The organism is Micromonospora sp. C81, from assembly GCF_018070425.1.
Lineage (GTDB): Bacteria > Actinomycetota > Actinomycetes > Mycobacteriales > Micromonosporaceae > Micromonospora > Micromonospora zamorensis.
In genome coordinates this window covers 170,313-193,362 of the sequence record NZ_JAGPXS010000001.1, presented here as the reverse complement: position 1 = coordinate 193,362, position 23,050 = coordinate 170,313, and the positions used below count along the sequence as shown (strand labels likewise).

The 23,050-nt window shown below is 72.0% G+C and carries 24 protein-coding genes; 20 read left to right on the top strand and 4 right to left on the bottom strand.

All coding sequences use genetic code 11. From position 1 onward, the window contains the following. Positions 1–147 precede the first annotated feature (147 nt). The 5 genes from KBX46_RS00925 (at position 148) to KBX46_RS00905 (ending at position 4,063) form a co-directional block, all read left to right on the top strand. Positions 148–1,125 (top strand): endonuclease domain-containing protein, encoded by a 978-nt coding sequence (locus tag KBX46_RS00925; protein ID WP_210789750.1) that lies wholly within the window; start codon positions 148–150, stop codon positions 1,123–1,125. Then, complete coding sequence (locus tag KBX46_RS33060) at positions 1,122–1,463, top strand: DUF3024 domain-containing protein (RefSeq protein ID WP_210789747.1); 342 nt, start codon at positions 1,122–1,124, stop codon at positions 1,461–1,463. The genes KBX46_RS00925 and KBX46_RS33060 overlap by 4 nt, the downstream gene beginning before the upstream one ends. A gap of 80 nt (positions 1,464–1,543) precedes the next feature. Then, positions 1,544–2,185, top strand: a complete 642-nt coding sequence (locus KBX46_RS00915) for a hypothetical protein (RefSeq protein ID WP_210789745.1) — start codon at positions 1,544–1,546, stop codon at positions 2,183–2,185. 85 nt (positions 2,186–2,270) lie between these two features. Beyond that, positions 2,271–2,507 carry a hypothetical protein gene (locus KBX46_RS00910; protein WP_210789741.1) on the top strand — a complete coding sequence of 79 codons (237 nt, stop codon included), beginning with the start codon at positions 2,271–2,273 and terminating at the stop codon, positions 2,505–2,507. A 536-nt stretch (positions 2,508–3,043) separates the two neighbouring features. Beyond that, positions 3,044–4,063 carry a hypothetical protein gene (locus KBX46_RS00905; RefSeq protein ID WP_210789739.1) on the top strand — a complete coding sequence of 340 codons (1,020 nt, stop codon included), beginning with the start codon at positions 3,044–3,046 and terminating at the stop codon, positions 4,061–4,063. Here the strand turns inward: KBX46_RS00905 and KBX46_RS00900 are convergent. The 4 genes from KBX46_RS00900 to KBX46_RS00885 form a co-directional block, all read right to left on the bottom strand. Continuing rightward, positions 4,060–4,710 carry a hypothetical protein gene (locus KBX46_RS00900; RefSeq protein WP_210789736.1) on the bottom strand — a complete coding sequence of 217 codons (651 nt, stop codon included), beginning with the start codon at positions 4,708–4,710 and terminating at the stop codon, positions 4,060–4,062. The genes KBX46_RS00905 and KBX46_RS00900 overlap by 4 nt on opposite strands. Positions 4,711–4,726: 16 nt before the next feature. Next, positions 4,727–5,014 (bottom strand): hypothetical protein, encoded by a 288-nt coding sequence (locus KBX46_RS00895; RefSeq protein ID WP_210789733.1) that lies wholly within the window; start codon positions 5,012–5,014, stop codon positions 4,727–4,729. Between the two features lie 28 nt (positions 5,015–5,042). Then, positions 5,043–5,306, bottom strand: a complete 264-nt coding sequence (locus KBX46_RS00890) for a hypothetical protein (RefSeq protein ID WP_247666778.1) — start codon at positions 5,304–5,306, stop codon at positions 5,043–5,045. A 76-nt stretch (positions 5,307–5,382) separates the two neighbouring features. Continuing rightward, positions 5,383–6,204, bottom strand: a complete 822-nt coding sequence (locus KBX46_RS00885; RefSeq protein WP_210789730.1) for a hypothetical protein — start codon at positions 6,202–6,204, stop codon at positions 5,383–5,385. A 226-nt stretch (positions 6,205–6,430) separates the two neighbouring features. On the opposite strand from KBX46_RS00885, the gene KBX46_RS00880 reads away from it, so the two are divergent. The 15 genes from KBX46_RS00880 to KBX46_RS00810 all read left to right on the top strand — a co-directional run bounded on the left by KBX46_RS00880 (position 6,431) and on the right by KBX46_RS00810 (position 23,046). Then, entirely contained in the window at positions 6,431–6,880 is a 450-nt protein-coding gene (locus tag KBX46_RS00880) for a ribonuclease domain-containing protein (RefSeq protein ID WP_308159326.1), read from the top strand. Between the two features lie 73 nt (positions 6,881–6,953). After that, positions 6,954–7,325: a barstar family protein gene (locus KBX46_RS00875; RefSeq protein WP_210789726.1), complete on the top strand. Its 372-nt coding sequence runs from the start codon at positions 6,954–6,956 to the stop codon at positions 7,323–7,325. 322 nt (positions 7,326–7,647) lie between these two features. Then, on the top strand, positions 7,648–8,589 hold the full coding sequence (locus tag KBX46_RS00870) for a hypothetical protein (protein WP_210789723.1): 942 nt from the start codon (positions 7,648–7,650) through the stop codon (positions 8,587–8,589). Positions 8,590–8,628: 39 nt separating this feature from the next. Then, a complete protein-coding gene (locus KBX46_RS00865; RefSeq protein ID WP_088948445.1) occupies positions 8,629–9,798 on the top strand; it encodes a hypothetical protein in 1,170 nt (389 codons plus the stop codon). Positions 9,799–9,815: 17 nt separating this feature from the next. After that, positions 9,816–10,244 carry a hypothetical protein gene (locus KBX46_RS00860; RefSeq protein WP_099854053.1) on the top strand — a complete coding sequence of 143 codons (429 nt, stop codon included), beginning with the start codon at positions 9,816–9,818 and terminating at the stop codon, positions 10,242–10,244. 46 nt (positions 10,245–10,290) lie between these two features. Next, a complete protein-coding gene (locus KBX46_RS00855; protein WP_088948443.1) occupies positions 10,291–10,545 on the top strand; it encodes a hypothetical protein in 255 nt (84 codons plus the stop codon). 2 nt (positions 10,546–10,547) lie between these two features. Continuing rightward, positions 10,548–13,766: a hypothetical protein gene (locus KBX46_RS00850; protein ID WP_210789721.1), complete on the top strand. Its 3,219-nt coding sequence runs from the start codon at positions 10,548–10,550 to the stop codon at positions 13,764–13,766. Next, on the top strand, positions 13,763–15,247 hold the full coding sequence (locus KBX46_RS00845) for a hypothetical protein (protein WP_210789718.1): 1,485 nt from the start codon (positions 13,763–13,765) through the stop codon (positions 15,245–15,247). Before KBX46_RS00850 ends, KBX46_RS00845 begins: the two co-directional genes overlap by 4 nt. A 2-nt stretch (positions 15,248–15,249) precedes the next feature. Further along, positions 15,250–15,750, top strand: coding sequence for a hypothetical protein (locus tag KBX46_RS00840; protein ID WP_053659787.1), 501 nt, complete (start codon positions 15,250–15,252; stop codon positions 15,748–15,750). Beyond that, positions 15,750–16,397, top strand: coding sequence for a hypothetical protein (locus KBX46_RS00835; RefSeq protein ID WP_210789716.1), 648 nt, complete (start codon positions 15,750–15,752; stop codon positions 16,395–16,397). The genes KBX46_RS00840 and KBX46_RS00835 overlap by 1 nt, the downstream gene beginning before the upstream one ends. Beyond that, on the top strand, positions 16,394–18,421 hold the full coding sequence (locus tag KBX46_RS00830) for a hypothetical protein (protein ID WP_210789714.1): 2,028 nt from the start codon (positions 16,394–16,396) through the stop codon (positions 18,419–18,421). The genes KBX46_RS00835 and KBX46_RS00830 overlap by 4 nt, the downstream gene beginning before the upstream one ends. Positions 18,422–18,431: 10 nt before the next feature. Further along, on the top strand, positions 18,432–18,755 hold the full coding sequence (locus KBX46_RS00825) for a hypothetical protein (RefSeq protein WP_210789712.1): 324 nt from the start codon (positions 18,432–18,434) through the stop codon (positions 18,753–18,755). 1 nt (position 18,756) lies between these two features. Beyond that, positions 18,757–19,260: a hypothetical protein gene (locus tag KBX46_RS00820; RefSeq protein WP_088948436.1), complete on the top strand. Its 504-nt coding sequence runs from the start codon at positions 18,757–18,759 to the stop codon at positions 19,258–19,260. Continuing rightward, positions 19,253–20,689, top strand: coding sequence for a baseplate J/gp47 family protein (locus KBX46_RS00815; RefSeq protein WP_210789710.1), 1,437 nt, complete (start codon positions 19,253–19,255; stop codon positions 20,687–20,689). Before KBX46_RS00820 ends, KBX46_RS00815 begins: the two co-directional genes overlap by 8 nt. A gap of 11 nt (positions 20,690–20,700) precedes the next feature. Continuing rightward, entirely contained in the window at positions 20,701–23,046 is a 2,346-nt protein-coding gene (locus KBX46_RS00810; RefSeq protein ID WP_210789708.1) for a hypothetical protein, read from the top strand. Positions 23,047–23,050: the final 4 nt, after the last annotated feature.

Below are 23,050 nucleotides of genomic sequence, written 5' to 3'. Positions count from 1 at the left end.
CGCGCATCGGACTGCTCCACTGCCACCGATCATCTCGGCTAGCACAGATCGGGTGCGTCCGGTCGCCGTCCACAGGTTGCCTGCTGTCCACAGAGGGGTAGGTGGCGTGGTTGCCTCGGGTTGGGATGAGGCTGAACGGTCCGTGGTGTGAACTCGGTGCTTCGGGATCTGATGGAGCTTGGCGGCGGGCTGGTGACGCTCGGAGCCGCCCGGCAGGTGGTGCCGTCGTGGACGTTGGAGTCGGCTTGCCGTAACGGCGAGTTGGTGAGGGTGCTGCCCGAGGTGTTCGTGGCGGCACACCTCGTCGGGGGCCGGCCCGGCGCCCCTGCCCTCAGTCGGCTCGACCCGGCTCTGGGTCATCGCGCGGCCCTCGCCTGGGCGGGCGGCCGCGGCGCGCTCAGTCACGTCAGCGCGCTCGGCGCATGGGGGCTGCGTCCGCCGGCTGTGGGCGACCTCGTACACCTGAGCACACCGACGTCCGTCAATCTGCGCACCCGGCCCGGGGTGGTCGTGCATCGACGACGCGGCCTGCTCATCGCACCGCCGCACGTGGTGGTGCGGCAGGGCCTGACGGTCACCCGCCTGGAGCAGGCCCTCGTCGACTCGTGGCCGGCATTGCCACCCGCCGAGCGGCGGGCACCCGTGATCCGGGCGGTCAACGAATGGCTGACGACCCCCGAGCGGCTACGAGTGGCCCTGGGGAGCGCACCGAGGCTGACAGACCGGGCGGCGTTCCGGACACTCCTGACGAGGCTCGCCGACGGCTGCCGGAGCCCGCTGGAGATCTGGGGACACGAACACGTGTTCACCGGTCCGGGGATGCCGGTGTTCCGCCGACAGATGCCGGTCCGATTTGGGCGGCGCACCGTGTACCTCGACATGTTCGCCGAGCGGGAGCGGGTCAACATCGAACTCGACGGGGCCACCACCCACGGCCACCCACGCCAGCGTGAGATCGACCTGCGCCGCGATGCAATGTTGGCAAGCATCGGGATCCTGGTGGTCCGCTTCGCCCACCGACGGCTGGTGCACGAGGCCGATCAGGTACGCCAGGAAACCCTGGACATCCTGGCAACCCGTCGGGCAGGAGCGACGTTCCGAGCTGATGAGATGCTGGCTCAGTGAGTGGACTTCCCGAGCAGGACGTGGCGCAGGTGCGGGCGTGGTGCGATCAGCGGGTGCCGAAGGGCGTACGAGACCAGGTGCGGGTGGAGTGTGAGGAGTCTGCCCGGCACCTCACGATCGTCGAACGACGGCCGCCGTGGGGGGCAAATGCCGGCCCGGAGTGGAAGAGCCTGCCGATCGCACGGCTCCGGTACACGAAAAAGACCGGCACGTGGGACTTGTGTTATCCAGGCCGTGACCTCCGCTTCCACCGCTACGATGCTGCCCCGCAGTCCGCCACCGTCAACATCCTGCTCGACGAGATAGGCCGCGACCCAACCGGCATTTTCTGGGGCTGACTTGCCCGGCCAGGCGAGGACTTTCTCGGGGAAGTCGGGTAGGGGGGTCGGGGTTGCTCGGTGCTGGCAACCTCGGCGGCGTGAGCACGCTTCTGACGCAGCTTCCGGCGCTCCTCGGCGTACTGGTCGGCACACTGGGTACGATCCTCGCCACCTCGCTCGCCGACCGTGCCCGGTGGCGGCGCAGCCAGAGCGTCCGCTGGGACGAGCGCCGGCTCGACGCGTACGTCGACTACGCGCACGCCCTCAAGGAGAGTCACGCGGTGGCGCTACGGATGACCGCCGACCTGCGGCCCGGATCGCACAGCCACCCGATCGACCGGGAGGACGGACTGGCCCGGCTGGCCACGTCCGACGCGCGGCGCACCATCGTCTGGGAGAACCTGCTGCTGCTCGGCGATGAGCCCACGGTCGTAGCCGCCGCTGTGTGGCGGGACGCGGTCTGGCAGGTCGAACGGCTCGCTCGGGGGATCGTTGCATCTTGCGATGTGGCGGCATCCCGACAGATGGGTGTCACCGCGCTCTCCAGCCAAGAGGCGGCCCTACCCTGCTTCCGCCGCCGCCCCGCGCGGCCTCGTCCTCGGTGTCGATCATTCAGCGGCGTCCGCCGGTCACGGCCACGCCGAGCCGGTGGACTGCATAGTCGCCGGAGCTGGCCGCCGCGATGCGCGCCGAGGAGCGCCTGGCCGGGGCGCGGTCTGCGGGTGGGTTCCGGGCGCTGACGGTACGCCTCAACCGGTATCACCTGGCCCGGGAGGAGCTGGCCCGACGCTTCGACGCCCGACCGGTCAACGTTGCGGCACACTCGTGGATCACCTGCACGCCCGAGTCGACGCCCGCCCGAAGCCGATATGGGAGCGGCTGCATGAGGTGGCTGACGCGGCGCGCGGTGTGTCGGGGGGTGTCTGGCTGCTCTGCCCGACGGAAGATCCAGCGTTGCTGCCGAAGCTGGACGGTGCGGTCGTGCGGGTGGGCGACAACAAGTGGATCGCGTTGCCGGACGCTTGGGTCGTCAACGCTCACCGTAGTGCGATCACCGCCTGACGGGGGTAAGCCCAGGGCAGGCGCACCGGCCTGCTGCTGTCGCCAGCAATCAGGCTGTCGGGATGATGACAGGCGATGTCCACGTCCGCCGGTGTTCGGTCAGCCGATCGGATCGTTTCCCCGCCGAGGCGGTGGTGGCACACTCGCTGTCATCAGCGGATCACTCCGGAGGGACCCAGGTGAGATCATGGGTAGCGCTGTTCTTGGTGATTTCCCGCCTGCTGCTCTCGTGGTTCGGGCATCGACTGGAGCTTCGCGGCGAAGGTAACTCACGCAAGCGGTTCGTTTATGTGTGTCGGGCTGCAGGGTGCCGGTGGGTAAGCCGCCCGATCAGCGGGGCCGACTCCGGGCTTCGCTGCCCGCAGCACCGGTCGGCCGGCGTGGACCAGGTTTTCGTTGCTCCGTTCGGCTGTGGGGAGTGCGACCGGGTGCTGGTGTATCCGCAGCACCTCGATCCCGCGTCGATCGTCCACCTTCATGATGGACGGCATCATCCCGCTCCCTTCGGCGAAGGGGTGAGGTGAGGTCCGGTGTGGTTGGGCGCGCTGTTCACGTCGACCGCTGCGAATTTCGGCCGACTGCTGATCGTCGGTCTGCTCCCGAACGCGATCGTCGTGGCATACACCTGGGTTCTCGTCGTGATTGGCGCATTCACCAACACCGGGCCGCCGCTGACGCTGCGAGCGTTCGGGCAGGCTAGCTTCCGGACCGACGCGGGTGGCCTGCTTGTCTTCGCGCTCATGGTCATCACCCTCACCACCGTGATCCAGCCCTTTCAGATCCGACTGGTTCGCATCCTCGAGGGTTACTGGCGCAGCCGTCTGGGCGCCGTGCCCTACCGGCTGGCCACCGCGGCGCATACGAAGCGGCGGGACCGGCTGCGCCGGGCCGCTAACGCCGATATCCCGGACCCCAGTGACGCCGATCTTGCCCAGCGGCCGATCAGGCAGCAGATCCGTGAACAACGGCGGGCGCGAAAGCTCAATCTGCAGGCGGAGCGAGCCGTGGCAGCGCTGCTGTCGTATCCGCCCGGACCTGAGCCAGTGCTCCCCACGATGCTCGGCAACGCTCTGCGGCGCAATGAACGGGTGGCGGGTGAGCGCTATGCCCTCAACACGCTCAGGTCGTGGCCGAGGCTCTATCCGTTCCTCAGTCAGAAGGTGGCCGACGAGTTCAACTCTGATACCGACAGCCTGGACGCGTCGGCCAACCTCGCGGTCACCTTCCTGGTGATGAGTGGTTTGGGATTCGTCGCGTTCGCGAACGACACCTGGCTGCTGCTGGTGCCCGGTGTGCTCGTACTGCTGGCGGTGGCCGCGTACCGGGCGGCGATCGCTGCCGCGCGCGGCCAGGGACTGGCCATGTCGGTGGCCTACGACCTTCACCGCTTCGACATGGTCCGGGGCCTTCACCTCGACCTTCCGGCGACGCCGCAGCACGAGGCCGAGCGGAACCGTGCCTTGTCGTTGTTCCTCGAGGTCAGCGACGAGCTGCCGGAGCCGCCCCCGGCAGCGGAACAGTTGCGATTGAGCTACGTCCACCCGCAGCGCGACTAGCTGCGGCGGAGCTCGAGCGCACCGCCCAACCCGAGCAGCCGTACCTCCAAGTCTGGGCCGCCGCCGGCGACCGCTCGACGGCCGGACTCGCGCACGATGAGCAGCGAACGGGCTGGCGGCCTGGCGAGGATCCGCCATTCGCGGGGAACGTCGACCACCACTCGACCGCCGAGCGTCACTGCGGTGAGGACCGGCCTTCCGGCCGGCTCGGAGCCGAGCATGTCGAGTCGCACCTCGCCGAGGACCGCGACCGCACGCAGGTCCCCGAGTAGCGCCGCTGGCGCGGCCACCCGCCCGGTCCACATCACGCGGGCCCAGGACCGCTCCTCGGCGGACGCGGACACCACCAGGGCGGCCGCGCCGAGGAACGCAACCGCGATGCTGAGGTTCGTCAGATGCGACAGGCGGATGCCGGGCCGCAGAACCAGCGCTGCCGCGATCGCGGCCAGGGTCAAGGGACCGATGAAGACCAAGGCGGAACGCGTGGCCGCCCGTCCCAGGTTGACCACGGCGAGAGCGATGAGGGCGTACGGCCCGAACTCCGTCAGCTTGCCCCAGGCCAGCTCGATCCGCTGCACCGGATCGAAGATCAGATAGCTGGTGGCGACGAGACCGAGGATCCCCACCCAGAGCCGCGTCCGTTTCACGATGCTCGACTGATTCCTAGGAGGATCTGGACGCACGTTTGTATGTGCATTTCACCGCCACGGCATGGCGGTCGTCGTCGCGGACCAGCACGACCCCGGACCCGGCTTGCAGATCTAGGCAGAACGTCACCTCTAGGCCGTCCAGGTCCCAACACTGCGGAGGGTCCGTCTCCTGATCGAGCTGCGCGGGCAGCTCTCGGCTGACAGCGGCGATCGCGGCGGCGAGTTCGGCTATCCGCGAACTGTCCGCGGCATGTCGTGTGCCAGGGCTGTCCGGAGCCTGGACTTCGACGGTCAACTCCATGGCCACCTTCATACCGTCTCAAGGTCGGCTACGGCAGTGCCGGCGGAGTTCGAATGCGGTGTGGCGCGTCGCGGCGGCGGGCGCAGGCCGGCAGCTTGAACGTAGATCTCACGTTGGCGGTCGCGTTGCAGCGGCGGTTGATGACGTAGCCGGTCAACCAGATCCAGCCTTGGTACGTCGGCTGGTCCGACACCGAGGCGACGCGGAAAGTCAGCGTGCGATCCCCAGCGAATTGCACCGAGGCTCGGCCGTCGATGACGAGCAGGTCGCCGGGGGAGGGACGTGCGGTCACCGTTGCCGACAGCCCCAAACAACTACTCACCATTAAGTGATCTTGACGCGACCGGAAGGTGCGAGAGGGGGCGGGATTAGTCGGGGCTGGGGCGGCTCTGTTGTGGCGGGATCAGTGGGCTGCTCACCGCGTCTGCCGGATATTCGGCGTGGCGGCGTAGGAGTTCGGTGATCCAGCGGGCGGCTTCCCGCTGCGTGGTGAGCATGTGGTCGCGGGCGTCGGCGACGTCCTGGTCGTCGGCGTGGGTGTTCAGGAGCGTCGCCCACTGGCGGCTCAGTTCCTCGGCGTACCGGGCTTTGCGCACCTGCTCGTCGAACTGGTACTCCAGTTCGAGCAGTCGGTCGACGTGTGGTTGGAGCGCCGGCATGATCCGCTCGTCGAGCCGGACGGCGGCATCGGGGCGGCAGGTGATGACGATGTCACCCCGCTCGTAGGACCACTCCGGATCGTCGGCGAGCGCCTGCCGCAACGCCACCTCCAGGTCAGCGGCGCGATGCGGCGGCAGATTCCGGGCGGCGTCGGCGGCGAGCCGGGTCAGCCGTTGGATCGCGTTGGGCTGGAAGTACTGCACGTACCAGCTCAGTACCTCGGAGCGCAGGCTCGTCGACGACGACCAGGCGAAGGTGGCGCGGATGTGGAACGAGTACACGTATCCGCGTGCCGGGACCGCGATCAGCCGGGGCGCGTCGCGCTGCTCCACGAGGGGGCCGGAGAGCGGCGGGGCCGCGCCGGAGCCGACGGGGGCCTCGTCCTGGAGGGCGGCGACCAGTCGATCCCAGTGCCGCGCCCACCACCGCCAACCGCGGACGCTCGCGTCGCGGGCGATGGTCAGCCCTCGAACGCCCCGGTGTCGCCACTGGTCCGCGGGCCTCGGCCTCCCATCGGGGGCGTCCGTCATGGCACCCCTCCACGGTCGCGGATCCGCGTTTCACGCTAACAACCGATGACCGATTTGCCCGTAGCCACGCCGTCAGGGCCCACGAGGGCGGAGGGTCGTGCGGGGTTCACCGAGCATTGTGGCGCAGTTGGGGCGACGGGGCTGTCGCCGACGACCGGCAACGGTGAGACTGGGCTCGATCCGACAGTGACGCGGATCGATCGACTGGATGGTCTGGAGGCAGCCTGTGTCCACCCTCGTGTCCCCGTTGGCCACGCTCGGCGCGATCCGCCGGCGTACCACCACTCTCGCCCTGCTCCTCACCATGGTCGCCGCCGCGCTGGTCGGCCCGTCCGTGGTGGCCCCGCGGTTGACCGACTCTGCCTCGGCGGCGGTCTACAGCTCCTGCAATGTCAGCCGCTGTGCGGACGCCCGTACCGCCCGCTCGGGTTGGTCCGCCAAGGGCTTCCCGACCAGCCGCGGCTGGTATTCCTGGAGCGGCGGCAAATCCAACTTCGCCGGCGGCCGGTTCTACAACTACGAGGGTCAACTGCCGACCAACGCCACCTACTACGAGTACGACGTCTACCCGCGGACCCAGGGCGCCGCCCGGGACGCGTACCGGATCGTGGTGAACCGCAGCACCGGGGTCACCTGGTTCTCACCCAACCACTACACCGACTTCTACCGGCTCTGACCGACCGGGGGCCGGCCGGCTGCGTCCGGCCGGCCCCCGGCGTCGTCGCACAAGCCAGACCAGGAGAAACCTGATGTACGACGAGGACGACGGTCGGCTGCCCGACTGGTTGACGGTCTGTCGCGGCGCCGTCCCGGAGCTGCCCGGCGCGGTGGTGCTGTCCGGTGGAGCAGCTCGAACCCGGCCCGCGCTCTTCGCCGCGTTGGCCGGTGCGCTGGCCCTGCCGGCGCACCTGGGGAGCACCTGGGACGCCCTCGCCGACGTGCTCCGGGACCGGCTGGACGCCGGCCCGCTCACCCTGCTGATCATTGACGCCGGCGAGTTGCTCGTTGACGAGCCGGCCGGTCAGTACGCCCTGCTGCTCGCCGTGTTCGGCGATCTCGCCACCAGCGCCCCACATCCTCTCCGTGTGGTCCTGCACGGAGCTTCGCCCGCCGATCGCTAACCGGCTCGCGCGGAGGGTGTCTCACGCTGGGTGGGGGCAGTCGGAGGCGCATGCGCGGATGAGCGTGATGACTGTGAGGCATCAATATGACTGTGAGGTATCACGCTCATGAGCAGGACCTCCTCGGGCCGCGCCGCGCCCTGCCGCCGTTGAGGACGGACGGCAAGGGCTGCGGAGAGCTGTGCGGGTGCTCAGTTTCCGACAGTCGCGGCGGCGGCGGGCCACGGTGACGGTGGCGGTGACGGTCCGGTGACGGGCCCTTCGCGATCCTCGTGCCGAGCCGGGCACTGTGCACCGGCGCAGGCAGCGGGGAGGCCGTGCGGTGGACTTCGTCGACGGGGTGCTGGTGCGGTTGGCCGATCCGGGCACCCGCGCCGCGCTCTTCGATGACGCGTCCCTGGCGCACCTGGTCGAGGCCGCGTACGACACCGAGGCGATGCCGATCGCGCCACCGTACGCGGCGGTCTTCGACGAGCTGACCCTCGGCTTCGCCGCCGCTCCCGTCACGGTGGCCGAGGGGGAGTGGCTGGGCTCCGGTGGCACCACCCGCACCGAGCTGCGGGTGCGCCTACACGGGCTCGGCGGTGCGGCGCTGCGGATCGACGCGTTGTGGCGGGGCAGCCTGGTGGTGCGGACCAGCGCCGCCCGGGACCGGGTCGAGGACCTCGACGTGGCGGTGCCCGCCTTCGACGTGGATCCGCAGATCGTCGCCGACCTGGGCGCGTTGCCGGCCGACCCGGCGCAACTGGAGACCGAGCGCCGGAGCCGGCTGGTGGCCCGCCTGCGGGCCGGGTTGCACCAGCCGGCCGCGTTCACCGACGCGCACCTGGACCGGTTGCTCGCGGGTGTCGGCGCGGCGAACGCCGGCGACCTGGTGACGCGGATGCGCGGGCAGGCCGCGGGGGCCACGGTGAAGCTGCGCTACGCGGCGCCGCCAGCCGCCCCACCGACCCCGCGTCCGCTGCCGTTCGCCGCCGCCGTGCTGATCCGCGACCAGGGCTTCTCCCTGGCCGACCTGCTCGTCGAGACCCGCCTCGTGCGGGCCCGCGCCGAGGAGTTGGGCCTGGACGTGCCCGCACCGGACGACGTCCGGCGACGACATCGGGTGGTCGCTGTCTGGGTGGTCCCCGTCGAGACGTTCGACGACGACGGCTGGCCCGGCGGCGACACCGGCACCGACGCACAGAAGCGGGCCGCCCGGTTCGCCCGGGCCGGCCAGTGGCTCGCCCGCAGCGGCATCGGCCTCGCCGCCGTGACGACCTGAGACCCCAGACCGCAACAGCAACTTCGTCCGGGAGGACCCGTGGCACCGACAGCAGCATTCCCGTTCATCGAGGTCCGGATCGTGCCGCCACCAGCGCCACTGGCCCAGCGCTCACCGGGCGTCATCGCCGTGGTGGGTAAGGCGCCGGCCACGGCCGACGGCGGCTCGGCGCCGGCGAACACGCCGGTCCGGATCGAGACTCTCGACGACGCGGTCACCAACTTCGCCCGCCGGCAGGCCGGCAACGTGGTGCGCAACGCCCTCTACAACTCCCTGGAGCTGGCGTTCCTGCAGGACCCGCGTCCGGCCAAGGTGTACGGGGTCAAGGTCGCCGGCGACGACTACGCCGCCGCGCTCGGCGGTCTGGAGGCCGCCGACGACGTGACCATGGTGTCGCTGGCCAACGAGTCGGGCGTCGGCAACCCCGCCGGTGCGGGCGCGCCCACGGGGCTGCACGCGCTCAAGGCGCACGTGGAGACGATGTCCGCGGCCGGCCAGCGGCGGCTCGGGTTCGCCATGGTCAACCCGGCCACCGAGAAGGGCCCCACCTACGTCGCGGACATCACCACAGCCGCGAACCCGCTCAAGAGCAGCACCAGCCGGATGGTGATGATCGCCGCCCGGGGCGCGGACGGTGACGCGGCCACCGCCGCGATGGCCGCCGTGGCCGGACTGCCGGTGCACCACAGCATCGTGCTGAAGAAGATCCGCGGGGTCGCCATCCCGGTGGCCAAGCAGTACAGCCCGGCTGAGATCAAGGGCCTGTCCGAGGCCAACCTCACGCCGATCATCGACCCGACGCTGATCACCGGGGAGAGCCTGCACTTCGCCGACGGGAGGCTGTTCACCTCCGACGCGAGCCTGCTGCACGTCGACCTGGTGCGCACCCTCGATGCGATCGAGTTCATGCTGCGCGCCGGCCTGATCGGGCTGGTCGGCGACGCGCGGATCACCAAGCCGGGCATGACGCTGCTGAAGACCCAGGTCGACGGCATCCTCGGCCCACTCAAGCGGCAGTCGGTGATCGACGACTACCGCATCGAGATCCCGGTGCTGGACATCCTCACCATCCCCGAGGTCGCGCGTACCGCCACCGACACCTCGATCGTCACCGCCGCCCGGGCCGACCGCACCGTCGACCTGGTCGTCACCGTCACGTACGGCCCGGCCGTGAGCCGCCTGCTGGTCACGCTCGTGGCCAAGTTCTGACCCGGAGGAACCAGACCATGGAGTGGAAGACCCGCCTCGCGGTGCAGTACACCAAGGGCACCGAGACGGTGCTGATCAGCCCCATCGACTCGTTCAGCCCGTCCTTCTCGCTCAACGTCGAGGCCCTGCACTCGTGCGAGGTCACCCACCTGGGTGTCATCCACGCGCCGGTGTCGATGAACTTCACGATGACCGTCAAGGCGATCGGGGACGTCGCCGGCCGGCTCACCAAGCTGGCCCTCGACGGCGACCTGTTCGACATCGCGCTGCTGGAGCACACCGGCGACGACTGGGCGTTCTCGTCCTTCGTCCTGCGTGACTGCATGATCACCAGCGCCACGCCGACCACCGCCACCATCTCCGGCGCCCCGGCCGCGACCTTCAGCGGCTTCAGCCTGGCCGCCACCGTCGACCCGAAGACCGGCGACCAGTCCGTGCTGCCCTGACCGGGCAGGACGTGACAGCCCGCCAACGATCAACCGGAGGTAGCAGATGACGACCGGTGCTGGCCGTGCCGCCCGGGTCACCCGTACCGGGCTGGCCCTGGTGCACGCGGGTGAGTTGGTGTTGCCGGCGGCCGGCAGCGAGGCGGAGGCCGCGCAGGTGGCCGAGGACGACCGCGCTGTCATCGCGTACCACTTCCCGGTGGAGATCGAGGTGGTCGTGGCCGGCGGCGCGGTCGACGCCGACGCGCTCGCCGACCTCGCGCTGGCCCGCCTCGCCGACCACCTGGACGGGCAGGTCTGACGGTGGCCATCTCGGTGCACGTCCCGGTGCGGATCCGGCTGGACGCCCGGTCGGTGACCGAGCGGCCGGCGGCGGTGACCGACGCGCTCGGCGCGGCCCTGGCCCGCGCGCTGGAACGCTCCCGCCGCGAGGTGGTCGCGCCCCGCGGCGGCTACCTGGAGGTACGCCCCAACCCGCCGGAGTTCCGCTGGACCGGCGCGGGCGGCGAGCGGGTGTCCCCGGACGACCGGCGGGCCTTCGAGGCCCGGCTACGCCGGCGCATCGACGAGGTGATCACGGCGGCGCGGCTGGACCCGGGGCTTCCGGCCGGGGTGGCCGCGCCGCTGAGCCGACCGGCAGCCGAGGTGTTCGACAGGCAGCGGATGCGTCACCTGCTGGCCGTCTACCGGGTGCCGTCCTACGACGACGGTGGGGACGCCGCCGAGGTGCCGGTGGACGGCGACGAGCCGCCGTCGGTGACCTACCAGTGGCTGCTACGGCCGGTCAGGTACCTGGCCAGCCACTTCGCCGAGTTGGAACGCGAGGCGGCACGCCAGCACGGTGACCTGCCGTCGGGCACCCCGAACGGTGTTATCGCCCGGGTGTTCGACCTCAACGATCAGCCGACATGGTTGGTCATGGTGACCACCACGCCGCTGTCCTTCTTCACGTTCGACGCCTTCGGTGAGACGGTCACGGTGCTGAACCCGGAGCCGCACTTCGAGGTCCAGCCGGTGCAGCCCACCCCGCAACCCGGCACAGTGGAACGCCGTCTGATCACCGACCGGTCCGCCCTGATCGCCATGGTGGACGACGAGATGGCCGAGGGCGCCCGGCAGCGGTTGCGCATCGCCCGGCCGAGGGCCGAGACCACCAGCGTGGAAGAGTACCGAGCGCATATCGAACGGGCCGTCGACGCGGCGGTGCTCCGGCGGGTCAACGAGATCGTCGGTCCGCCCGACGGGCCGGCGCCGACCTGCCTGGTGATCGTCCGCCTCGGTGGCGCCAGCGTGCTGTTGGTGGGCAATGCGGAGACCGACGCCACGCTGCACTGGACCGGCACGGCGAACCTGCTGCCCATCACCGTCGAGCAGCGTCCGGCCGCTCCGTCGGACCCGAACGCGCTCCCCGGCGGCGGCACGGGCGGCGGCACCGGTTCAGGGGTGGGTGAAAGCGGGTCCGGTGCGGGCAGCGGATCCGGCGGTGGCAGCGGACCCGGCGGCACCGGCACCGGCACCGGTGGCACCGGCACCGGGCCGGGCGGCGGTGGCGCCGGTGGGGACGGCAGCGGCGGGGCCCGCCGGGGCGGGTTCGTCTTCGACCCGAGCAGCCCCAGCGCCCCGCCCGGCGCCGAGGGTCGACGGTTTCCGGCCGTCACCGGCGAACACTCCGAGATGCGGGCCTGCGCCCCGTTCAACGGCGAACCGGAGCTGGCCGCGCTCGGCCCGGACGGCGACGAGCTGCGCCGACTGATGGACGACATCGCGTTTCGGCTCCAGATGGGCGAGGCCTGCCGCTACCCGGCGAACTTCTGCCTCCAGGCCGCCGCCATGCTGCGCGGCCGGGCCGCGGCGATCAGCCTGCTGGTCGGCGCCTCGGAGCGCGAGGCGTTCACCCGACCCGTGCCGCAGGGTTCCGGAGGGCTCGGCCCGCTGGACTTCCGGCCGGTCGCCTCGCCCGCCGTGCAGTTCCTGCGCCACCTGGCCGGGGTCGTGCCCCGCCTGGATCACCTCGCCCAACTGGTGATGCGCCGCTACAGCCAACCCGAGCACTTCGCCCGCATCCAGGGCGGCTGGATCGACACGTCCGCGTCCTGGAACCTGCACTTCGTCCAGGCGCTCAGCGGCGCGGTCAAGGACGCCGTCGGGCAGCTCTTCGTCGTCGGCAGCCAGGCGATGCTCGTGCAACTGCTGCTCAGCTCGCGCACCGGCATCGAGGCGCGGATCACCCACTTCGACAGGTACGCGCCGATCTTCGAGCGGTTGATCGTGTCCCAGCTCACCGACTACGCCGAACTCCAGGGCCTGCGCGAGCGGCTGCGCCGCCACGAGGCCGCCCGGTGGACGGCCGAACACACCGACGTCGGCGGCGGCACCCTCGCCACGGTGAGCATGGCCAACCCGTCCACCGCCTGGTACGGGGCCGCCCGCGCCATCTCCAGCGCGTTCCTCGCCACCGAGGCCGCGCTGAGCAGCCCCGGCGCGGCCGGCGAGATCGTCGAACGTGACGGCACCACCCGGATCCGCGACTCGCACGCGGTGCTCTGGACCCTCGCCGAGATCGAGCAGGCGCTGGTCATCCAACGCGGCGAGGCCGAGGGCATCGACCCGCTGGTCAAGCAGATCACCGACCTGCCCGACGTGCTGGCCCGCTTCGCCGGCAACCGGTCGGCGATCCGCGACGAGCTGTGGCGGGTGCTGCAGGACATGCGGCGCAACAACACCGAGATGCTCGGCCGTGCCCGCACCGACGCCCGCTTCGCGTTCCGGTCCAGCCGGATCAGCGAGCACATCCCGTCGGCCACCATCCCCGGAGGACAGTTCGCGCTGCAGGGCATCCACCTGGTCACCCACCAGCAGATCGGCGAGTTCTTCGGCGGCAACCTCTACTACGCCACCGGCGTCGACAGCCTGTTCCACACCGAGTTGGGCCGGGAGGCGCTGAGCGCGTTCGGCGTCATGGTGGGGATCATCGCGCTGTCGCTGCTCTGCCCGCCGCTGGGCTTCGTGGTCGGGGTGGCCGTCGCCGCCGTCGACGTGGCACACGCGCACCAGCGCGAGCGCCTCTACGGATCGATGCTCGACCCGGAGCTGGTGCTCACCCGCACCGAGGTTGAGGTCGAGCTGTTCGCCGCGTACCTCGGACTCGCGTTGTCGCTGATCCCGGAGGCCGGCACCATCGGCGGCGCGGCCGTGCGCGGAGGCCGGGTCGCCCTGCGCTTCGGTGTCCGCGCCGGGCTGCGCACCGCCCGAGGGTACGTGGTACGCCGGGTCACCCGGCAGATCGTCGAAGCCGCGTCCCGTGACCTGCTTCAGGGGTTCCTCACCGAGATCCTGCTCAACGAGGTGCTGGAACGGGTCGTGCAGAAGCTGATGGAGCCGGTGCTCGCGTACGTGGAGCGCGAGGCGATGCTCAGCGGCGCTGTCGGTGGCCCGGAGGGCGCCCGGTTCATCCTCATGGTGCTGGACTCACAGCCCGGTGGCGCCGCCGCGGGTCCGCGCGTCCCGGTGGTGCGGCCGTGACCGGGCCACGTCGGTTCCGTGCCGGCCGGTTCCTCGACGCCGCCGCCGTGCACGCCGCCGCCGACGCCAACCCACGACTGCAACGCTTCATGCGAACCATCGCCGCGCACAGCGAGGCCGGTGACGTGCGTTCCCGGCGGCTGCTGGAGCACCTCATCCGCCGCGTCGTCGACGACGTCGGCGACCTGCACCTGAACAACGCGCTCAACCGGCTGGAACGCATCGCCGTGCTGCGCGACAACATCGCCGCGATCCTCGACCACGTGCTGGAGGGCGGCACCCTGCCCGAGGGGGTGCGGCTGGAGACGCTCGGCGAGCGCTTCGACCAGCTCAACACCGAGATGCGCGAACTGAGCCGCCCGCGCGAGGGCATCGTCGGGGACGCGCCGCTGCGGCTGGCCGACGACGCAGCCCAGTACGCCGACTCGCTGCTGCGCGAGTTCGAGGTCGCCGGCGGTACCAGTGCGGCCGGCTGGCACGTCGAGCCCGCCGCAGTGGTCCAGGACGCGTTCCGGGCCATGCCGGCGGACCAGCAGGCCGCGTTGCGCCGCGCCGCCGAGCTGGAACCGGAGGCGCTGTGGCGGGCGGTGGCCGCCGAAACCGAGAGCGGCAGCCGGGCCGCCGTCACGGACCTGGAGACCCGGCTCGGCGGCCGGTTCACCCCCGACGACGTCGCCCGGCTGCGGACCGCAGTGGGTGAACTCGGCAAGGCCCGCTCCAAGGGCCTGCACATGAACGACGCCCGGCTCACCGAGGCCCTGGCCCGCATCGCCGACCCGGAGCTGCGCGCGGTGGTGGCCAGCGGCGACATCTGGCTCACCCAGCAGTTGGCCGTGCACAACCCGGAGGCCCTGGCGACCCTGTGGCGACGCTTCCGCGACCGGGGCGGCCGCGCCGACGACGGCCCCGGCTTCCGGGCCTACCTGCGCCACGACATGGTCACCTACGGCCGCGGCGTGCTCGGCGAGTACGGCGCCGCGTTCTCGCTGAGTAGCATCGAGCTGTTCCTCAAGGGCCCCGACGCCAACGTCAAGGTCGCCGGCACCGACCTGGTCGGCATCGGCCACGACGGCTGGGTGTGGCTGATCGACGACAAGTCGCACCGGGCCAGGAGTGTCAGCGGAGTCAGCGCGCTCACCGACAACCTCGTCACCAACCTGCGCCGCGACGCCTCCGACTTCCGCGACGCCATCGCCCGGCTGCAACGCGACGACCCCGGTTTCACCCCCGACCCGCGGATCCTCGACGCGATCTCCCGGATGGAGGACGCCGCAGCCGAGATCGACCGGATCAACCGGCGCGGCTCCGCGTCCACCCGGCCCGCGCGGATCAGCCGGGCACTGGAGGACCGCCGGCTGCGGCTGCGCGTCACCAGCGCCGCCGGCGAGGTCCGCGAGATCACCCAGGCGCTGCGCGCCCTGGGCCTGGCCGTCGAAGCCACCGGTACGCCGGTGTCGCTGCCACCCATCGGAGGGCGCTGAGCATGGCCATCACCAGCAGCTTCATGCGGTACGGCACGGTGCCGTCGGCGATCATCAGCGACGGGGTGCTGCCGATCCCGCTCTGGGCCGTCACCGCCATCTCCCTCGCGCAGACCTACCACCTGCCGCCGATCGGCTCCACCGCGCACAAGGCCATCGTGGCCACCCACGACGACACCATCACCCTGACCGGGGTCCTCGTCGGCGCGGAACGCTACGCCTGGAAGTTCGCCCTGGAGACGATGGCCGAGGCGAGCAAACGCGGCACCGCCCTCGCCGCGTACTCCGGGGGGAAGTTCGGTGGACTGATCCTGGTCACCTCGATGACCATCCGCACCGACATGCAGGTGCAGTCGCTGACCTTCAACGCGTCCGCCGCCCGCCGCGACGTCCTGGACACCACCATCACCCTCGTCCACGTGCCCCGTCCCAGCCTGCTCGGCAAGCTGCTCGACGTGGCCAGCATCGGAGTCGGCGCGCTCGCCGACGGGTTGGGCAACTGATGCCACCGTTCCCGATCGACCGCTATCTGCTGCCGGAGACACCTGTCGAGGTGCCCGACGGGTTCACCGAGGTGCGGCAGAGCCTCACCGCCGGCCTCCCGCACCGCGTCGAGCTGGGCGCCGGTGTCCACGCGGTGCTGATCCTGCCCACGGGCCTGGCCCGGCAGTGGCTGAACACCGACCCCCTCGCGGTGGTCAGCACCTCCGCCGACGACCTGGCGCCCCGGCCCGCGCCCCCGGCCGTGCCCCCGCCACCGGCGCTGGTCGGGCGGGTGCCGCTGCGACTGGTGGTCCGTCAGGGCACCCGGATCCTCGGTTCGGTGCCGCTCGCCGCCGGTCTGCGCCGGGTCTGCCCCGACGCCGGCCCGGCGGTCGCCGCCGGGTCCACCCCGATCGTCGTCGAGGTGGTGGTGCTCGGCTGGCTGCTGCACGCCGGGACGGTACGCGGCTCCGGCGACTACGGCTCGTCCATCGCGCTGGCCTGGCGGCGCGCCGACCGCGCGGCGGACCAGTTCGGGCCGCCACCGATCAACGAGTTCGTCTGGCGTCGCCGCCCACCCGCCCAGCGCGTCGAATCCGAGCTGGGCCCCGGCCGGCTGCGCTACCGCTATCTGCTCGACAAGAAGCTGCGGAGGGTGCTGCGATGACGCTCACGCCGTTCCAGACCGGTCAGGTCCGCCAGGGCGCGGTCGGCAACGACGCCGGTTGGACCCTGACCTTCCACCGGGAGACCCCGACCGGGCTGAGCCAGGACGCGGCGCTCACACTGTCCAGCGCCGACTACTACGCGGCCATCGACGCCGCGCTGCCCGACGGGCTGGGCCCCGGCGCGTACACGATCACCGTGCAGGGGCTGATCGACGAGCACTTCGCCCTGTTGCGCACCGCCGAGGGCCAACCACCGCTGGTGGCGAAACTGCACCTGTACTGGCGCGACGCCAACACCTCGGTCGGCGCCTTCTTCACCAACCTGGTCGGCGTCAACGCCGGGCCGACCCCGGCCGAGCTGACCCAGGCGCTGGTCGCCGTGCTGCGGGTGACGAAGGTACGCCGGCTCACCGGCGAGCGGACGTACGACACCGAGCTGACCCTCGTCGAGCAGGCGTACGCCCGGCTGGGTCAGCGGGTCGCCGAGCGGTTCGAGGCGGCGAACTTCAGCGCCGCGATCCGGGCCGTCGCCGAGCGGACCAGAGTGGACATCGCCACCTGGGGCGCGAACCCGGACGGCACGATGACCAGGGGCGCCACCGAGGCGGCCGGCGACGAGCGGGTCGCCTTCGGCGCCGGGCTGCTCCACCGTGCCGCGCTGGAGCGGATCGGCGGCGCGTTGCAGCAGTCGCTCAACGCGTACGGGCGGGGGACGCTGCTGATCCGGGACGGCACCGTGCACGTCGGCAAGCGGCCGATCCCCTACCCGGAGGGGGAGCCCAAGCCGCTCACCCTCGCCACCGGCCTGCTCGCCTGCACCGAGAACGGCAGCCAGGACACCGACCCGTACGCGGCCACCGAGGCCGGCGGCACCGCCGCTCCGCGCCGTCGGGCGTGGACACTGACCCTCAAGGGCCGCCCCGACCTGAAGCCCGGCGACCTGGTGCGCTTCGACCCGCCGGCGGTGGACGAGGCCACCACGCTGGGCAGCGTCGGAGCGGCACTGCTCGGCTCGTTCGCGGCCCCGTTCGCCCCGTCGACCGGGGAGTTGGGCGCTGGGGCGAAGCTGCTCTACCTCAGCGCGGCCCGGCACACCCTGTCGCGTACCGCCGGTTTCGTCACCGTGGTGCAGGGCGTCGAGGTCACCTCGGGCGCCCAGGCGTGGGACAGCTGGAGTGACGCCTCCGGCGTGGGCGCGGCCGAGCCGGCCGGTCCGGCGTCCTCGCCCGGGGTGGCTGCCGCCGAGGCGGTGCGGCGGGCGGCCCGCGCGGCCCGGGGCGAGATGCGTGGCCTGGAGATCGGCGAGGTACGCGCGGCGGCCACCAACGCCACCGGCGCGGTCGAACCGCCGGCGCAGACCGAGACGGTGTGGGAGGGGCTGGCCCGCCCCGACGGCCGTCCCAACGGCGCCCGCCGCCTGCCGGTCCGCCGGGAACAGCCCGCGCCGCTGCCCGGGGTGACCTACCTGACCCCGTTCGCCTGGGGTGGCTGCGGGCTCATCCTGCCCCGCTACCCGGGCACCCGGGTGGCGCTGGCCTACCGCAACGGCGCGCCGGACGACCCGGTGGAGGTGGGTGCGCTCTGGCCCACCGGGCACGCCCCGGTCTCCCAGCCGGGGGACTGGTGGCTGTCCCTGCCGGTCGGGGTGGCCACCAACAGTCGCTCGTCGGTCGGCGACACGGTGGTGCCGGCCGACCACGACGGCAAGGTGGCGCACGACCTCACCGACGGCGACGGCAACCGGGTCATCGAGCTGGGTGAGCTGACCGTGCGGGTGGGTCGGGCCCAGTTGCAGGGGCGCGGTCAGCGCCCGGCCCGCGCCGACGAGGCCGACAGCATCACCATCGAGCACGCCGCCGGCGGGTCGTCGATCGTGATGAAGCAGGACGGCTCCATCACCATCACCGCCACCCAGATCGACCTGGACGCGGGCAACGGCGCGGTGAACATCAGCGGCGGCACCGTCAACATCGCCGCCGACGACGTCGACGTCCAGGTCAGCAACGCGATGAACGTCCACTGAGGAGAGCGACATGGCTTTCGTGCTCACCACGTCGAGCAACGTGCACTGCCCCAATCAGGGGGCGGTCATCCCGGCCGGGCAGGGCAAGCTGACTGTCAGCCACGCGCCGGTGGTCCGGCTGGACGGCATCAGTGGCAAGTCGGTGGCAGGGTGCACCATCACCACCAGCAACTCCACCAAGCCGTGCAGCACGGTGACCTCGGCGACCGGAGCCGCCGGGAAGCTCAAGGTCGGCAACGTCGCAGTGGCCCTGGACTCGCTCAGCGGCGCCACCGACGGCAGCACCCCCGGCCTGTCCGCCAGTGCCGGGCAGAGCAAGCTGAAGGCGGTCTGAGATGGACCGGACCGAGCGGGAACGGCAGGCCGCCCAGCGCCGCTACCTCGGCTGGGGCCTCGCCTTCGAACCCACCATGCCCGGCGTGGACCTGGCCCGCGACATCGTCTTCGACGACGGCCCGAACGGCCGGGTGCTGGCCCTCGTCGCCGGCACAGACAACGTGGCCCAGAGCCTCGCGGTGGCCCTGACCACCCTGCGCGGCTCGAACGTCTTCGACGCCACCTTCGGCTTCGACGGTCTCAACGCCCTCGCCGAGCAGATTGAGCCGAACCTGATCCGCGAGCAGGTGCGCATCGGCATCATCACGCTGCTCGACCGCGACCCCCGCGTCCGCAAGATCGTCGACGTGAACCTCGACGACGGTCGACTCGGCGCGAACGGCACCGACGACGCGGCGAAGGCCGCGCTGCGCGCGTCCCGCACCCTCCAGGTACAGGTCCAGTTCGAAACCATCACCGACGACCGGCTCTCGGTGCATCTCGGGGAGCTGCCCAGTGTCTGATCCCACCCTCCCGGCCGAGCTGGCCGACGTCTTGGCCGTCGACGCCGCCGCACTTCGGGCCACCGGCTCGACCGGCTTCGGCATCGTCGAGAGCGGCTTCGTGCCGAAGTCCTTCGCCCGGTTGCTCGCCGAGAAGCTGGCCACCGCCCGGCTGCTCTTCGGCGACGACATCGACCTGACCAGCGGAGCGGTGCTCCGCAAGGTCCTGGAACTGGCCGCGCTGGAGGACGCCCGACTGTGGGCGGCGCTCGGTGCCGTCTACGACAACTCGTACGTGGTGTCGGCGACCGCCGACGCGTTGACCCGCCTCGGCGAGGAACTCGGCATACCCCGCCCGTACCTGCCGGCGAAGGGCACGGTGAAGCTGAAGCTGAAGGCCGCCCTGCCCACCGGGCGCACCCAGCTCACACTGCCCCGGGGCGCGCGGCTGTCCACACACGGCGGGCACCACGTGGCACTGGACGAGACGGTGGTGCTCTCCGCCGCCGTGGGCGAACGGGTGCCGGCCGTCGCCGCGTTCTATCCCGGCCCGGCGCACAACCTCGACCCCGCGCAACCCAGCCAGAAGATCGACCGCTGGAACCGGGCCGACACCCTGCTGGCCGACCTGGACGACGCCGAGCAGGCCGCCGGCAAGGAACTGGTGGAGATCACCCACACCGTCGCGCTGACCGGGGGCGAACAGCAGGTCCCCGACGCGCGCTACCGGCAGCTCCTGCTGGCCGCGCCCCGCTCCATCTGGACAGCCGAGGCGATCGGTCTGGCCGTGGCGACAGTGCCCGGCGTACGTCAGGTGCAGGTCTTCGACGGTCGCGGTGGGCTGGACCTCAACCAGTCCATCTTCGGCAACTTCAACTTCATCGAGCGGGTCTTCAGCACCGAACGCGACCTCGGCAACCCGTACTACGTCACGGTGCTGGTCGCGCCCACCGCCGCGGCCATCTGGGACGGCCCCGACGGGCTGCACGCCGCAGTCGAGTCGGTCATCGAGGACCTGCGCCCGGTGGGCATCTTCGCCTCCGTGGACCGTGCCGACGAGGTGGGCATCGGTGTCGAGGCCGATCTGGTGATCCGGGGCCTGCCCCTGCCCACCGGCTCGAAGGAGACGGTGAACGCGTCCACAGCGGCCACCGAGCTGCGGGCCCGCCTGCACGCCCGGTTGCGCCGCTACGTCGACGAGCTGCCCTTCGGCGAGCCGGTCCGCGCCGCCGAGGTGATCTGGACGCTGATGAACGAGCCGGGCGTCGCGGACGTCCGCGCACTGCGGCTGGTCCGCTTCCCGGCCGACTCGGCGGTGGTGGTGACCGGCAGCGCGCCCACCGGCGACGGGGTGCAGCGGCTGCCGGTCGGCGACAACGCGGTGCTCGCCGCGAACCAGGTGCCTGTCTACGTCGACCGGGACGACCCCCGGCCGTTCCGGATCGTCTGAGCGGGGGACCGATGACCGACATCCGGGTACCCGTGGACGGCGCCGACCCGTCCGTCGAACGTAACCTCGTCGACCAGCTGGAAGGCCCGTACCCGGGCACCGTCCGGCGGGTGGTGGTGCCACTGGTTGGCACCGGCGTCGCCGTCGTGGACTGGACCAGCCGCCACCCGCTGCTCACCGTCGTGCTGCGCCGCGACCTGGCCGAGGAGACCGTACGGGTGACCGTCACTGTGGACCCCGGCGGCGCGGGCCAGCGGGTGCTGCCGCCGGTGGTCTTCGCGCCCTGGTCGGCCGCCGGGGCGTCGGTGCCGGCGTACGCCCCGGACACCGCCGACGAGCCGTTGGTCGCGTCGTTCCCCGTCGCCGTGACGGCCGAGCGGGCCGTCGAAGGCGCCGCCGCCACGGCGGTCACCGGTGCCGCGCTCACCGGGTTGATCGAGCTGGCCGTGCTGGAGGGCAACCTGGGCCGGCTGCTCTACCTGATGTCGTACGAGAAGCACCGGCTGCGCCGCGCGGCCCGGGAGGTGCACGCGTACCGGACCATCGCGCACGCCCGCCGCGACGCGCTGGACCGGATCGGCGCGGACATCGGGGTGGCCCGCTTCGTCGACGAGCTGGTGCACGAGCCGGCCTCCGGTGAGGTGTACGCCCGCCGCCTGGCCCCGCCGGCCCGCGAGCCGGACGCCGCGTACGCCCACCGGCTCGGTCTCTACCGGCGGTTCCTGCTGCCCACCCCTGGTGCGGTGCGCCGGCTGCTCAACGGGCCCGGCACGGACACCGACCCGAACACCGGGCTCTTCGCCGACCTGCCCGGCGGGGCGCGGTTCACAGTGCGCGAGGACGACGACCGGTTCGCGGTGGCGATCCGGCTGGTGGCCGCCGGCGATCCGCAGCACCGCACGAACTTCCTCGCGCAACTGCGCCGCGACCGGCTGGTGCTGCCCGCGAACACCCCGCCGAACAACACAGTGCACGCCGGCCGGGCGTTGCCGGCCAGTCGGCTGGCCGAGGTCACCGCGCTGCGGGCCAGCCTGCGCCAGTCGTACGCCTTCGACAGCGCGCACGGCGTCGCACCGCCGCTGGCCGCCGCCCTGGACCGGGCCGGTCGGGTCTGCCGGGCGCTCGGTTCGTCCATCGTCTGGCAGGTGACCCGGGCCCAGGACGACGCCGGTGGCAGCCGCTACGAGCTGGGCCTCGGCGTCGACGTGAGCTGGCCGACCCCCGCGCAGGCCACCGACCTGCGCAACCGGGTGCTGGACACCGCCCGAGCGGTCACCGCCGACCGGACCGCCGAGGCGCTGATCGCCGCCGCCCGTGCGCAGGGCGTGCCCACTGTGGCAGCCGACGGGGAACTGGCCTGGCTGTGGCGGGTGTGCGGGTTGCCGACGACACACCGGGTCAGCACCACCAGGATGTATCTGTCGCACCTGCCCACCCGAGGGCTGGCGGTGACCGCGCCGCTGAGCGCCGCGGTCGGGGCCGACACGCCGGTCGAGGCGCAGTTCCACGCGCCGGGCGACCCGGGCGGCAACGCGCTGCTCCTCGCCGGTCTGGTCGCCGCCGCGTCAGCCTGGACCGGCGCGGGGGAGCCGGCGTGGACGCCGCTGACCGACGCGGCGGCCCGGACCCGGTGGGCGGCGGTGCCGACCCGGCCGGCCGGGCAGCCGGTGGACCAGGTGCTGGCCGCCGCCGGCCTTCCCGCGGTACGGGACCCGGCCCCGGTGGTCGCCGCGCTGAACCGCCTCCCCGACGAACTGGTGGAGACCATCGAGCTGCCGGCCGCGTTGGCCAGCGCATTGATCGCCGGCCAGCCGGCTGCCGGCGACCGGCTGGCCCGCCTGGTCGGGCTGCTGCGCGAGCAGCACCTCGCCGCCGCGCTGCCGCTGGTCGAGACGGGCAACCGGATCCTGCTGGTGTGCAGCGTGATCGGGCTGCCGCAGGCCGGGCTGAACCTGGCCGAGCGCCGGGCCACCGGGTTCCGCTGGTACACCGTGGGGCTCGGCGGTGGCACCGCGGAGATCAAGGCGGTCGGCGCGCGGACTGCGCTGCGGCCCACCCACGCCGGGTTGGTCGCCGTGGTGGCGCTCTCCTACGTGCGGACCGGCCGGACCGACCCGTACGAGTTCCGGGTGGAGCTGCCCGACGGGGTGACGTTGACCCTGGCGCAGTACGAGCGCCTGATGAACGCGCTGACCCGGGTCTGCCCGCTCGGCGTGGAGATCAACACGTTCGGCATCCGCCGCGACCACGTCGACCTCGACGCCGACGGCACCGCCGAGCCGCTGCGCCCGACGGTGGCCCGGACCTTCCGCACCTTCCAGCAGCGCCGGCACCGCGGCGTGTACGACCAGCTCTGAGAGG